Source organism: Paractinoplanes maris, from assembly GCF_023544465.1.
GTDB lineage: Bacteria > Actinomycetota > Actinomycetes > Mycobacteriales > Micromonosporaceae > Actinoplanes > Actinoplanes maris.
On record NZ_JALPVL010000017.1, the window covers coordinates 58,919 to 71,814 of the forward strand.

The 12,896-nt window shown below is 72.6% G+C and carries 14 protein-coding genes; 4 read left to right on the forward strand and 10 right to left on the reverse strand.

Annotation, left to right across the window (positions count from 1 at the left end):
- Nucleotides 1–14 precede the first annotated feature (14 nt).
- Nucleotides 15–539 (forward strand): 2'-5' RNA ligase family protein, encoded by a 525-nt coding sequence (locus tag NAG42_RS39710; RefSeq protein WP_250037599.1) that lies wholly within the window; start codon nt 15–17, stop codon nt 537–539.
- Here the strand turns inward: NAG42_RS39710 and NAG42_RS39715 are convergent.
- The gene (locus NAG42_RS39715) at nt 536–2,647 is read right to left on the reverse strand and encodes an MMPL family transporter (protein WP_250037600.1); all 2,112 of its coding nucleotides are present in this window, start codon (nt 2,645–2,647) and stop codon (nt 536–538) included. The two genes, NAG42_RS39710 and NAG42_RS39715, sit on opposite strands and share 4 nt — an antisense overlap.
- 134 nt (nt 2,648–2,781) lie before the next feature.
- Here NAG42_RS39715 and NAG42_RS39720 point away from each other — a divergent pair, with 134 nt between their 5' ends.
- A complete protein-coding gene (locus tag NAG42_RS39720) occupies nt 2,782–4,923 on the forward strand; it encodes an ATP-binding protein (RefSeq protein WP_250037601.1) in 2,142 nt (713 codons plus the stop codon).
- Here the strand turns inward: NAG42_RS39720 and NAG42_RS39725 are convergent.
- From NAG42_RS39725 to NAG42_RS39740, 4 genes are read right to left on the reverse strand one after another with little or no spacing between them, the layout of a single operon-like run.
- Nucleotides 4,848–5,303 (reverse strand): response regulator, encoded by a 456-nt coding sequence (locus tag NAG42_RS39725; protein ID WP_250037602.1) that lies wholly within the window; start codon nt 5,301–5,303, stop codon nt 4,848–4,850. The genes NAG42_RS39720 and NAG42_RS39725 overlap by 76 nt on opposite strands.
- Nucleotides 5,293–6,864: a PP2C family protein-serine/threonine phosphatase gene (locus NAG42_RS45225; protein ID WP_250037603.1), complete on the reverse strand. Its 1,572-nt coding sequence runs from the start codon at nt 6,862–6,864 to the stop codon at nt 5,293–5,295. The genes NAG42_RS39725 and NAG42_RS45225 overlap by 11 nt, the downstream gene beginning before the upstream one ends.
- Before the next feature lie 30 nt (nt 6,865–6,894).
- On the reverse strand, nt 6,895–7,731 hold the full coding sequence (locus tag NAG42_RS39735; protein ID WP_250037604.1) for an LLM class flavin-dependent oxidoreductase: 837 nt from the start codon (nt 7,729–7,731) through the stop codon (nt 6,895–6,897).
- 17 nt (nt 7,732–7,748) lie between these two features.
- On the reverse strand, nt 7,749–8,555 hold the full coding sequence (locus NAG42_RS39740; protein WP_250037605.1) for an alpha/beta hydrolase family protein: 807 nt from the start codon (nt 8,553–8,555) through the stop codon (nt 7,749–7,751).
- Between the two features lie 98 nt (nt 8,556–8,653).
- On the opposite strand from NAG42_RS39740, the gene NAG42_RS39745 reads away from it, so the two are divergent.
- Nucleotides 8,654–9,205, forward strand: coding sequence for a TetR/AcrR family transcriptional regulator (locus tag NAG42_RS39745; RefSeq protein ID WP_250037606.1), 552 nt, complete (start codon nt 8,654–8,656; stop codon nt 9,203–9,205).
- On the opposite strand, the gene NAG42_RS39750 is transcribed toward NAG42_RS39745, so the two are convergent.
- From NAG42_RS39750 to NAG42_RS39760, 3 genes are read right to left on the reverse strand one after another with little or no spacing between them, the layout of a single operon-like run.
- A complete protein-coding gene (locus tag NAG42_RS39750; RefSeq protein WP_250037608.1) occupies nt 9,196–9,537 on the reverse strand; it encodes a DoxX family protein in 342 nt (113 codons plus the stop codon). The two genes, NAG42_RS39745 and NAG42_RS39750, sit on opposite strands and share 10 nt — an antisense overlap.
- A gap of 25 nt (nt 9,538–9,562) precedes the next feature.
- Nucleotides 9,563–10,534: a DNA glycosylase AlkZ-like family protein gene (locus NAG42_RS39755; RefSeq protein WP_308201250.1), complete on the reverse strand. Its 972-nt coding sequence runs from the start codon at nt 10,532–10,534 to the stop codon at nt 9,563–9,565.
- Nucleotides 10,491–10,697: a hypothetical protein gene (locus NAG42_RS39760; RefSeq protein ID WP_250037609.1), complete on the reverse strand. Its 207-nt coding sequence runs from the start codon at nt 10,695–10,697 to the stop codon at nt 10,491–10,493. Before NAG42_RS39760 ends, NAG42_RS39755 begins: the two co-directional genes overlap by 44 nt.
- Nucleotides 10,698–10,717: 20 nt before the next feature.
- Here NAG42_RS39760 and NAG42_RS39765 point away from each other — a divergent pair, with 20 nt between their 5' ends.
- Entirely contained in the window at nt 10,718–11,245 is a 528-nt protein-coding gene (locus tag NAG42_RS39765) for a hypothetical protein (RefSeq protein ID WP_250037610.1), read from the forward strand.
- Nucleotides 11,246–11,264: 19 nt separating this feature from the next.
- Here NAG42_RS39765 and NAG42_RS39770 read toward each other — a convergent pair whose 3' ends face one another.
- Nucleotides 11,265–11,828: an AAA family ATPase gene (locus tag NAG42_RS39770; RefSeq protein ID WP_250037611.1), complete on the reverse strand. Its 564-nt coding sequence runs from the start codon at nt 11,826–11,828 to the stop codon at nt 11,265–11,267.
- A 42-nt stretch (nt 11,829–11,870) separates the two neighbouring features.
- Nucleotides 11,871–12,704 carry a PHP domain-containing protein gene (locus NAG42_RS39775; protein WP_250037612.1) on the reverse strand — a complete coding sequence of 278 codons (834 nt, stop codon included), beginning with the start codon at nt 12,702–12,704 and terminating at the stop codon, nt 11,871–11,873.
- Between the last annotated feature and the right edge of the window lie 192 nt (nt 12,705–12,896).

The window sequence follows — 12,896 nt, forward strand, 5'->3', positions numbered from 1 at the left end:
ACCAGAATGCGGCGATGGAACCGACGCACAGCGCGCTGATCGTGGCCGTCGCCGAGGCCGAGGCCGTCGTCGGCGCGCACCGCGACCTTCTCGACGAGGCCGCGTCGTGGGGGGTGCCCGCGCACATCACGGTCTGCTTCCCGTTCCTGCCGCCGGCCGAGATCGACGAGCACGTGCTGGCCGGGCTGCGCCAGGCCGCCGCCGGGGTGCCCGCGTTCTTCTGCGCGCTGACCGAGGTCCGCTGGTTCGACGAGCGGGTGGTGTGGCTGGCCCCCGACCCACCCGGCCCGTTCCAGTCGCTGACCGCCGCGGTCACCGCCCGGTTCCCGGCCGCGCGGCCCTACGACGGCCTCTACGACGAGGTCGTCCCGCACCTGACGATCGGGCACGACCATCCCCCGGCCGCGCTGAAGGGTGCCGCCGACGCGGTCGGCGAGCACCTGCCCATCCACGCCCGGGTGACCTCGATGCGCCTGGCCGTCGGCTCCCCGGTCCCGGGCGCGTCGTGGCTGACCCTGGAGGAGTTCGCGCTGGGTTAGGCCGCCGCGGCCGGCTCCCTGTCCGGTTCGGGTTCGACCGCCGGGACCACCGGCCGCCGGGTGAGTTTCTCGCCCTCGACGTCGACATCGGGCAGGACCCGGTCGAGCCAGCCGGGCAGCCACCACGCGGCCCGGCCCAGCAGGGTCATCACCGCCGGCACCAGGATCATCCGGACCACCACCGCGTCGAACACGATCGCCATGCCCAGCCCGAACCCGACCGACTTGATGATCGCCTCCGGGCCGAGCATGAACCCGAAGAACACACTCATCATGATCAGCGCGGCCGCGGTGACGACCCGGGCGCCGTGCCCGAAACCGCTGATCACCGCGGCCCGCGCGCTCGCGCCGTGCACGAAGTCCTCCCGCATCCGGGTCACCAGGAACACCTGGTAGTCCATGGCCAGCCCGAACACGATCCCGATGAGCAGGATCGGCAGGAAGCTGATGATCGGCCCGGTCTGGCTGATCCCGAACTCCTGCGCCATCCACCCCCACTGGAACACCGCGACCAGCGCCCCGAACGTCGCCGCCACCGACAGCAGGAAACCCAGCGTCGCCTTCAACGGCACCAGCAGCGACCGGAACACCAGGGCCAGCAGGACAAAGGCCAGACCGACGACCAGGACCAGGTACGGGATCATCGCGTCCGACAACTTCTCGCTGATGTCCGCGTTGACGGCTGTGGTGCCGGTGACCCCGAGGACGTGGTCGACACCGCGCAACGTGTGCACGAGTTCCTCGGTGGCCGCGTCCTGCGGGCCGGTCGCCGGGATCACCGTGATGACCGAGGTGTCACCGGCCTCGTTGGTCACCGCCGGCGCGACCACGGCGACACCGGGCACCCCCTGCAGGGAGGTACCCGGTTCGGCGACCACGGTCAGCGGCCCGTTGAACCCCGGCCCGAACCCGTCGGACAACAGGTCGTAGGCGCGGCGCTGAGTGGTGTCGGCCGCGGCGCTGCCGTCGGTGGGCAACCCGAGGCGCAGGTCCAGGGCGGGCAGCGCGATCACGCCGAGACCGAGCACCGCGGCCAGCAGGGCCACCACGGGGCGGCGGGCGATCACCCGCACCCACCGCTGCCCGAGTGCCGGCTTGTCGGTCTCCTCCCGTACGCGGGAAGCGGTGATCCTCGGACCGGCGAACCCGAGCAGCGCCGGCAGCAGGGTCAACGCGATCAGCACCGCCACCGCCACGGTGCCGGCGGCGGCCACCCCCATCTGAGTCAGGAACGGGATGCCGGCCACGGCCAGACCGGCCAGCGCGATGATCACGGTGAGCCCGGCGAACACGACCGCGTTCCCGGCGGTGCCCACCGCCCGCCCGGCCGCTTCGACGCGGTCCCGCCCGGCCGCCAGCTCACCGCGGTAACGCGACACGATGAACAGCGCGTAGTCGATGGCCACGGCCAGACCCAGCATCATGGCCAGCGTCGAGGTGGTGCCGGACAGCTCGGTGAACCGGGTGGCGATCCCGATCCCGGCGAAGCCCAGCGCCACCCCCACGACCGCGGTCAGCAGCGGCAACCCGGCCGCGACGAGCGACCCGAAAGTGACCACCAGGACCAGGGCGGCCACCACGACGCCGATCAGCTCACCGACCGGGGCGTGCCCGCCGGCCTGCACCGCGTCGCCGCCGGCCTCGGCGATCAACCCGTCGGCCCGCGCCCACTTGATCACGTTGTCGAGCCCGTCGCGGGCCTCACCGCTCAGCTCACCCGCCGGCACCCGATAGGTGACCTGCACGTAGGCGACCGTGCCGTCGGCGTTGCGGGCGGGCGCGGTGACCGCGGCGACCTGCGGGGCGCTCTCGAGCGTGTCGACCGCCCGGCCCATGGCGTCCGCGTCGAGCCGGCCCCCGCCCGGCTGGGCGAACACGACCCGCGCCGACGCCCCGGAGCTCTGCGCACCGGCCTGCGGGAACCGTGCGGCCAGCAGGTCGATGGTCTGCTGGGCGGGCGTGCCCGGGATGCTGAAACCGGCGGTGGTGGGCTTCTGCAGCACCGCCATGCCGGTGACCGCGGCGACCAGCACGGCCGTCCAGGCCAGCAGCACCGTCCAGCGGCGGCGCGAGGAGAACCGGCCCAGCCGGTAGAGGAACGTAGCCATGCGTTCCACGCTCCTCGCGATCGCGGCCCGCCACGTCGTCTTTGCGCAGACAGCACGGCGCCGGGTGGCACGGGTGCGCCGCGGTGATGCCGGCGGGACGGATGGGACGGATCAGCGGCGGATAGGGTCGGATCATGACCGAGTGGCTGCCCGACCGTGTCGCCGCGGCCGAACGGGAGTCCGGCACCCCCTTCGACCTCACGGCGTGCGTCCGCGAGCCCATCCACCGGCTCGGCGGGGTCCAGTCGTACGGGGCCCTGCTCGCCGTCACCGGCGACCGGGTGAGCGTGGTCAGCGACAACGCCGCCGCCGTGCTGGGGACCGGTGAGCTGGCCGGGGCGCCGATCGACCGGGTGCTCGGGGAGCAGCAGCGTCAGGCGCTGTGGTCGCTGGCCGGCACCGGCGCCGGGCAGACCGCGATGATGCCGCTGGAGCTCGGCGAGCGGCGGTTCGACGTCACCGTGCACCGCTCCGGTGAACACGTGGTGCTCGAATTCGAGCCGGCACCCGGCACCCCGGACTTCGAGACGCTGTACGCGCCGGTCCGGCAGGCCCTGAACCGGCTGCAACGCGCCGGCACCGTCGTCGAGGCGTGCCGGGCCGCCGTCCGCGAGATCCGCGAGATCACCGGCTACGACCGGGTGGTGGCCTACCGGTTCGAGGGCACCGAGGGCCCCGGCGAGGTCATCGCCGAGCAGGTCAGCGCCGACTGGGAGCCGTGGCTGGGGCTGTGGTTCCCGGCCACCGACATCCCGCCGCAGGCCCGCCGCCTCTACGAGCACAACTGGATCCGAGTCATCGCCGACGTCGGCGACGCCACCGCCCGCCTGCGACCCGACGGCGAGGCCCTCGACCTGTCCCTGTCGGTGCTGCGCACGGTGTCGCCGTTCCACCTGGAGTACCTGCGCAACATCGGGGTCACCTCGTCGATGTCGGTGTCGCTGCTCGACGACGGCCGGTTGTGGGGGCTGATCGCCTGCCACGGCCGCGACCCGCGGATCCTGAGCCCGCAGACCCGCGCCGCCTGCGAGTTCTTCGGGGTGGCGCTGTCGCTGCACCTGGCCGCCCTGCGCGAGCGCGACGAGTCCGCGGCCCGGGAGCGTTCCCGTACGGTCATCGCGCGCCTGCTCGAGCGGTACTCGCTGGATCTGGCGATGCCCTGGTGGAGTGACCCGGCCGGGCTGGAACAGGTGATCGGCTGCGACGCGGTGCTGGTGCGCAGCGACGGGGTGGTCGTGTCCAGCTCACCCGAGGTGCCGGCGGTGCCCGCCACGGTGACCGTGCCACCGGTCGGCGACGTCTGGCACAGCGACCAGCTGGCCGGGCCGTTCCCCGGGGCGCTGGTGGTGCCGTTCGGGACCGGCGGGGACTGCATCGTGTGGCTGCGCCGCGAACGCAGCGTGCCGCGGCGGTGGGCGGCCGACCCCCGCACACCGGTGGTCCTCGGACCGCACGGCGAGCGCCTGACCCCGCGCGGGTCGACGGCGGTGTTCCTGGCCTCGGTCCGCGGGCGCGCCATGCCCTGGACGACCACCGACCTGGCCATGGCGGTCGAGCTGGGCCGGGCCGTCATGAGCGTCGCCGTCACCCACGCCCGGCAGCTGGCCGAGGCCAACGTCGACCTGGACGCGTTCGCGCACGCCGCCGCCCACGACCTGAAGGAGCCGTTGCGGGGGATCGCCAACACCTCGACGTTCATCACCGAGGACGCCGCCGGGCGGCTCGACGAGGTGACCCTGCGCCGGCTGGAGTCGATCCAGCGGCTCGCCACCCGGATGGACGCGCTGCTCAACGCCCTGCTGTCCTATGCGCGCCTCGGGCGTACGGCGCTGAACCGGTCCCCGGTCCCGCTGGGCGACGCCGTCACCCGCGCCCTGGACGTCGCCGGGCCCCGGTTGCGCGAAGCGTCGGTCACCGTCACCCATGAACCGGGCACGCTGGTCGCCGACCCCCTGCTGTTCGACCAGGTGCTGGTCAACCTGCTGGTCAACGCGGCGAAATACGCCCGGCCCGGCGGCGGCCAGGTGCGGGTCGGCGTCCAGGACGGTGCCCTGTACGTGCGCGACAACGGCATCGGCATGCCGGCCAACCTGCGCGAGGAGGCGTTCCAGCTGTTCCGCCGGCTGCACCCGGACGCCGCCCGGGACGGCTCCGGGGCGGGGCTGGCCATCGTGCGGCGCATCGCCGAACGGCACGGCGGTCAGGCGTGGGCCGAGGACTCCCCCGGCGGCGGCACCACCATCCGGGTCACGTTCGGCTCCCGCGACCTCCAGTAGTCCAGGGTCTGGGCGAGCACGCTCTGGAACAACGCGAAGTTGATCGGCTTGTAGAGGTAACTGTCGGCGCCGGCCGCGTAGCAGGCCTCGGCCTCGGCCTGGTTCTCCGAGGACGTGAACACCACCAGCCGCAACCCGTCGAGCTCCGAGCGGGCCCGGATCAGCCGGATCACGTCGAGGCCGCTCTCGCCGGGCATGTTGAGGTCGAGCAGCACCAGCCCCGGCCGCACCGCCCCGGCCGCGGTCAACCGGGGCAGCACCCCGGTGCCCGAGCGCAGGAACTCCAGGCGTACGTCCGGGTGGGAGCGGCCCAGGGCGCGCGCGATGGCCTCGATGTCCTCGTCGGAGTCCTCGGCCACCAGCACCAGGTCACTGTCCACGACACTCCCTCACCCGGACGGCCAGGACCGCGATGTCGTCGGACGCCTCGGCGCTGCTGGTCAGCTCGTCCACCAGCAGCTGCACCGGTGCGTCGCGCAGCCGGCCCAGAGCCCGGGCCAGGCCGTCCTGCTCGAACATGCGGCCCTGCGCGTCACGGCTCTCGGTCAGCCCGTCGGTGAACATCACCAGCGTGTCCCCGGCGGCCATCCGCAACGCCGACGGGCCCAGCCGCGGCACGTCCAGGATCCCCAGCGGTACGCCGCCGCCGGTGGCCCGGTGCGCGCCGCCACCACCCCGCATGATCACCGGGGCCGGGTGCCCGGCCGAGGTCCACTCGACGGCGTACCCGTCCCCGTCGGGGCGCAGCAGCGCCACCGCCGCGGTGATGAACCGCCACGACCCGTCCAGCCGCAGCCGCGCGTTGAGCCGGGTCAGCGCCCGCGCCGGGGACAGGCCTTCCTGCAGCAGGGTGGTCAGCGTGTGCCGGGCCATCCCGGTCAGCGCGGCCGCGTCCACCCCCCGCCCGCACACGTCACCGATCACCGCGGCGACCGCGCCGTCGTCGCGCACCACCACGTCGTAGAAGTCACCGCCGACCTCCAGCACCCGGTCACCGACGGTGTAGGCGGCGGCCAGCTCCAGACCGTCGGTGCGCGGCAGCCGGGTCGGCAGCAGGTGCTGCTGCATCCGCATCACCTCGCGGCGGCGCTGCTCGTAGAGGGTGCTGTTGTCGATGGCCAGCGCGGCCCGGGCGGCCAGGTCCCGCAGGAACGTCGCCGGGGGGATCCGCTCGGCCGGCCGGTCGAACAAAAACACCAGCAGCCCGATGACCCGCCCCCGGGCCCGCAGCTCCAGGGTGTGCTCGCCCGGCTCGGCCAGCCGCCCCACCCCGGCCGGGTCGTCGAGCAGCGCGTCGAGCCGGCGCATGTCGACGTGCACGGCGCTGCGCAGCTGCGGTTTGCCGTCGGTGTGGACGAAGACCAGGCAGCCCTCGGCGATCGCCGGGACGGCCATCCGCGGCACCCGGTACATCGTCTGCTCGGTGTCCAGGACCGCGTCCATCTGCAGCGACGCCTCGGCCAGCAACGCGTCGCGGACCTGCTGCTCCTGCTCGCCGCGGATCACGCTCAGCCGGCGGACGGCCTCGCGGGTGACCTCGATGACCTGCGACAGGCAGGCGCCGACGAAGCCGGTGTCGGCGGTGCCGTCGACCGCGACCAGGATGGTGCCGGGAGCCTCACCGGGCAGGTCGAAGCGGGCGGCCACGATCCGGGTGACGCCGTGCTCGCGCAGCCGGCCGTCGAGCTCGATCACCTGGGCCGGCCCGGCGACCTCGGCGGCCAGCTCCCGGACCAGGCTCTGCAGGTCACCGGTCAACGGCACACCCTGCCACCGGTACGCCAGGACGCCGTCACCGTGCACGGCGTGGCGCAAACCCCACACGGCCCGCACGCCCGGCAGCTCTCCCAGCGGCGGCAGCACGAGGGCGGCCAGTTGCTCACGGGAGGTGATCGTGACGGCCGCGCTCCAGAGCCGGTGCAGTGCCGCCGCCCACCCCACCGCCCCACCCCCACGCTTGCCCGCAGGCAACTATCTCTCGCCGGGGATGATCCTGTCAGCCAGCCAGGCGGCCACACCTTGAGGGTAGGGGGCGGGTGGGCTCAGCACGAAGTGGCGGAACCCGGCGTCCAGCGCGGCGGCGATCGCGTCCCGGGTGCGCCGCGGGTGCTCGTAGTCGACGCCGAGGTGGATCGACCGGGTGATCGCGCCCGGGTCCCGGCCGATCTCGGCGCAGTAGCGGTCGAGCAGGGCACTGCGGGCCACCACGTCGTCGTGGTCACCGCCCGGGATGTTCCAGATGTCGGCGTGCCGGGCCGCCACGCGCAGGGTCGCGGCGGAGCGCCCGCCGATGAGCACGGGCGGCACGCGTACGGGCTTGGGGTTGCCGAACGCCCCGGTGAGCCCCACGTGCTCGCCCGCGAAGTCGAACGGCTCGGTCGCGGTCCACAACCGCCGGATCACCGTGCACGCCTCGTCGAGGGCGGCCACGGCGTCCGCGGCCGGCACGAACGGCAGGCCGTGGGCGTCGTACTCGCGCCGGCCCAGCGGGTGGCCGGGGCGCGAGCCGACCCCGATGCCGAACTGCAGCCGGCCGCCGGCGATGACGTCGACCGTGGTGGCGATCTTGGCCAGCATCGCCGGGGGCCGGAACCGGTTGCTGGTGACCAGCACACCCACCTGCAGGCGGCTGGTCTGCGCGGCCAGGGCGGCCAGCAGCGTCCACCCTTCCAGGGCGGGCCCGTCGAGGTCACCGCCGATCGGCATGAGGTGGTCGAACAGCCAGGCGTGGTCGATCGCCTCGACCGTGTCGGCCTCGCGCCACACCCGGACGATGTCGTCGTAGCCGATGTTCATGGGCGCGGTCATGATCCCGAACGTGGGCTTCACTTCGACACCGCGTCGACCGGGGCGCCGGTGAGGTAGGCGACGGTGGCCCGCTGGATCCGGGCGACCCGGTGCGGGTCCTCGTCGGTGGTCTCGGCGGCGCCGGGGCCGACGACGCCGCCGAGCGAGTGTTCCGCGCCGGGCAGCGTGAGCAGGGTCTTGGGGCCGGGGCTGTCGTGGAAGGCGTCGGTGAACCAGTCGGGGCCGCGGGTGGTGAGCAGGGACTGGTCGTGGTCGCCGGCGACGATCAGGGCTGGGGTGGTCATGGTGGTGAAGCCGGGGTTCATGAAGTCGAAGTGCTCGGCCGCGAACGGGCTCAGGTCGGCGCCGCCGCGGCCGGGGATCGCCAGCAGCACCCCGGCGGTGACCCGGGGGTCGGGCTTGCCGGGGCCGTTGACGCCGGCGCCGAGCAGCATGCTCGCGGTCTGCGCACCCCAGGAGTGCCCGGCGACGGCGACCCGGGTGTGGTCGGCGCGGCTGTCGACCACCTCGGCCAGCTCGTCGAGGTGGTCGAGCGCCAGGGTGAGGTCGTCGGCCCGCCAGCGCCAGATGTCCGGGGTCCGCGGGTCGTCGGGGGCCAGGGCCAGGGTGCGCGAGTCGAGGTGGGTGGGCTGCACGACCAGGAAGCCGGTGGCGGCCCAGTGGTCGGCCAGCGGGGCGTAGCCGTCCATCGACCAGCCGAACCCGTGGGAGAACACGACGACCGGCAGGGTGCCGCCGGTGGCCGGCGCGGTGACGCGTACCTGAAGGTCCTCGCCCCGCCCGGGGGCCGGCAGAAGCACGGGCTTCACCGAGATGGTTTGCATGTTCTTCCCCTTACCTTAAACGGAACACTGCTCCGCTACCTGCTCGCAAAGATACGGAGCAGTGTTCCGTTTGACAAGTCGTCTGGCATGATGACGTGGTGGCAGGGAAACGGGCCGATGCCCGGCGCAACGAGGAGTCGCTGCTCGACGCGGCGGCCGCGGTGTTCGTCGCAGCCGGGGTGGAGGCGCCGGTCCGCGACATCGCCGCCCAGGCCGGGGTCGGCATGGGCACGATCTACCGGCACTTCCCGACCCGGTCCGACCTGATCATCGCCGTCTACCGGCACCAGGTGGAGGCCTGCGCGGCGGCCGGCCCCGCCCTGCTGGAGTCGTGCCCGGCCCCGTCCGAGGCCCTGGCCCGCTGGATCGATCTGTTCGTCGACTTCCTGGTCACCAAGCACGGCCTGGCCGCCGTCCTGCGCTCCGACCAGGCCGGCTTCGAGACCTTGCACGCCTACTTCCTCGACCGCCTGGTGCCGGTGTGCGCGCGCCTGCTGGACGCGGCGGCCTCCGCCGGGCAGATCCGCGGGGACATCGCGGCGCTGACGCTGATGCGCGCGGTCGGGAACCTGTGCATCGGCGCCGGGGAGTCCTACGACGCCCGCACGATGGTCGACGTGCTGATCGCCGGGCTCCGCGTTCAGCCGTAGTGACCGAGATTGACCACCAGCGCGGCCACCGCGGTGACGAAGAAGATCGCCCAGCCGAGCAGGTCACGGGACCCGGCCCGCAGGTGGGCGATCAGCGCGCCGGTGAAATACAGGACGAGCCCGGCGGCGGCCAGCACGCCCAGCAGCGGCACGGCGAACCCGGCCAGCAGCCCGAGCGTGCCCAGGGCGAGCAGGCCACCCAGCACCGGCACCCAGGACCGCGGGATCCGTTTCCGGTCGGCCTGGGCCTTCGGGTAGTCGTGACCGATCAGGTAGATGACGGCCGCGAAGCCGTTGAAGACGGCGGCGATGACGGTGACGGCTGGGTACATGCCCGCAGGACGAGTCGGCAACGATCTATGTGACGGCGGCCAGCTGGAAACGTTCGAAACAGGCCAGGGCGGCGTCGACGGCCGGGCGGTCGACGATGTCGGCGACCGGTGTCCACTGCTGGATGAGCACCTTGCCGGCGGCCCGGTCGGTCTTGAGGTCGGCGGCGGCGACGATGCGGTCACCGGCCAGCACGGGCAGGGCGAAATAGCCGTACCGGCGTTTCGGTTTCGGGACGTACGCCTCGAAGACGTGCTTGTAGCCGAACAGCCGCTCCAGCCGCTCCCGTTGGATGATCAACGGGTCGAACGGGGACAGCAGGTGGACGACCGCCGGGTCCGGCGCGGGCGGGATGCTGTCGAGGGTGTCCGGGGTGGCCCAGTGCTCGACCCCGGCGACGTCGACCGGCACGAGCTGCCGGCGGCGGACGCGTTGCTCGATCAGCTCGCGCACGGCGGGTTTGAGTTTCGGGGCGTGGAAGCAGACCGAGGGCAGGCTGACAACACCCTGGGCGCGCAGCGCACGGTCGAGGCGGTAGGCCAGCTCCTGCCGGGCGGTGGCCGGGCGCGGCGGCTGCGGCCAGCCGAAATGCCGGTCCGTCAGCTCGTACGTCTTGAGCATGCCGGCCCGCTCGCTGACGGTCAGCAGCCCCCAGGTGACCGCGACCTCCAACGCCAGTTTGGACGGTTTCCGGCTGGCCCACAGCCAGTCCTTGTCGACCAGCACGTCGTCGGTGATGTCGCGGATCGTCAGCGGCCCGTCGTCGCGCACCCGTTTCACGACGCGGCGCACGTCCTGCGCGGTGGCGCCGCGATGCCACGACAGCCACGGCCCGGTCCGCAGCCGGCGCATGGCGGGCAGGAAGAACCGGAAATCCGCGGCGGGCGCATAGGACAAAGCGTGGGTCCACACCTCGAAGACACTCTTGTCGGTGCTCTGCGCCTGCCGCAGGTCATCACGCCGGTAGCCGGGGATGCGGGGTGAACAGGATGTGGTGATGCGCGCGCTCGATCACGTGGATCGTGTCGATCTGCACGTAGCCGAGATGCTCCACGGCCGCCGCCACCGCCCGCGCCCCCGACCCGAACGGCTCGGCCTCGGTCAGGCGTTGCGCCCGCAACCAGACCCGGCGGGCATCCTCGGTCGGCAGGCGCGTGATCACGATCCTTAAGATAGGCCGCTGTGGACCAGCCCGCGCCCCCGCGCTCCCGACGCCGCGCCGTGATCATCGTCCTGGCCGTCCTCGTCGTGGCCATAGCCGCCCTGCTCGTCTACACCCTGGGCGTCTTCGACGACAAAGGCCGCTTCCGCAGCGAGCCCCCGGCGTGCGCGACACTCGAGCCCAGCCTGCCCGCGCTGGCCGCCACCTACGTCCCGAAGCAGGACGGCAAGAACAACTGCGGCCTGTGGCTGCCCGAGACCGACCCGGCCTACGTCAAGGCCCCGAAGATCACCGTCGCCTACGCCGTCCTGACCCCGGGCCGCGGTGACGCGCCGGCCGCCGCCAGTAAGAAGCTGCAGGAGTTCGCACCGCTGGGGTTCACCGCGTTGCCCGGGGTGGGCGAGGAAGCGTACGTCTGGAACACCAACCTGTACTTCCGGGTCAGCAACCTGCTGGTCGGCATCACCGTCTACCCGAACCCGGCCAGCTCCCAGAGCGCCGTGCACGCCTTCGCCAAAGACCTGGCCGGCCGCCTCACCACGTCCTGAACGACCGCGCCTTGCCCGCTCAGCCGGGCTCCGGCTCACCTAAGGCGGCCGCCAGCAGCTCGTAGGTCTGCGGCACCGCCCCGGCCACGCTCGGCACCACCACCGTCCCCGGGCGCCGGCGAACGACCTCCATCAGGTTGTCGTACATGGTGGCGAGCACAACATGCCCGCCGCCCAGCTCGACAAGACGGTGGTGGTGGCGAACCCACGGGTCTTCACTGTCCTGGGCGCGGCGGTCGAACCGTGCGACAGCCGCTTCCCGGTCGTCGAGCAGGACGACCTCCCGAAAGCCCGCCCCGTGCTGACGCGCGAGCTTCTCCAGCTCGACGATCTCACCGACCGTGCCGTGATACTGCGGCAGCAGGACATCGCGTCCGCCCTCCAAGTGGGTCGCCGCCATCGCCCGGACCAAAGACCACACAATCGGCCACGTGTCGGTTTCCTCGTCCCGCCACCCGCCCACGAGGCGGTGCACGGCATCGACGTCCAGATTCAGGACACCGGGATTGCGGTCCACGTAGAGCGCCGACAGGGTGGACTTGCCGATCCCCGGCGGGCCGTTCAGATGGATGAGCCGCGCCATCTCGTCACCTCCGCCACATTCTGCTGGGTCCCACCGCCCGGGTCAGGCATACCACCTGTCGTAGGGGTGCCGGCCGGGGCGGAAGCCCAGCGCCTCGACCATGGCGACCGCTTGCGCGAAGTCGAGGCCGACGCCGCCGGGGTGGTGCGCGTCGCTGCCGAAGGTGACCACCTCACCGCCGGCCTCCCGCCACCACCGCACGATCTGCGGGAAGGGCCGCCGATTCGTGTTGACCTCCAGCGTCAGACCGGCGGCCGCCACCGCGCCCAGCGCGTGCCGGAACTCCTGTTCGAAGTCGGCGGGATCGAAGGGCCCCGCGGCCGCGGGCCAGTACCGGCTGACGAAGTCGATGTGCGCGAGCGCCTCGAAGTCCGTGGGCCCGGCCACCAGCCGCGATATCTCGGCCAGGTAGTCGCGGACCACCTCGGCCGCCGGGCGCCGGGCGAAGTGCTCACCCGGCTCGTTGAGCCCGCCGCCCAGGGGCAGGGTGTGCAACGAGCCGAGGACGCGGTCGAACTGCCCCGCCGCGAGCACCGCGGCGACCTGATCCCGATGCCAGTGCGGCTCACCGACCTCCACCCCGGTGAGGATCGCCAGGTCGGGGAACGTGTCGCGGCAGCGCTGCACACACGCCAGGTAACCGTCGACGTCCAGTGCGGGCGGGGTCAGCGTGCCGTCCGCGGTGATCAGGTCGGTGACCTTCGCGGGGGCATCCGGCGCCGGCTCCACCCGGGTCCAGACGGTGAAGTCGAGGTGCTCGGTGAAGGCGATGGCCGGCAAGCCGATGGCCAGGGCCCGGGCGCAACTGGCCTGCATGTCACCGGGCTCGCAGTCCCAGGACCATTCGGTGTGCACATGTCCGTCGGTGGGGAGCATGGCCCCAAGTGTTCTGGCTCCGCTTATCGGGCAAATGATCAAGGCTCCAACCTTGGTATTGACAGATAGGCTGAGCTTGACTTGCGCGCCTCGGCTCTGTCTATCTGTCAAATGCAGAATTGCGCGACTGCCGGTCCACTGTACCCAAGGGTGATGTTGGCGCAGACAAGCGACGCAGTGACCTGCGCTATG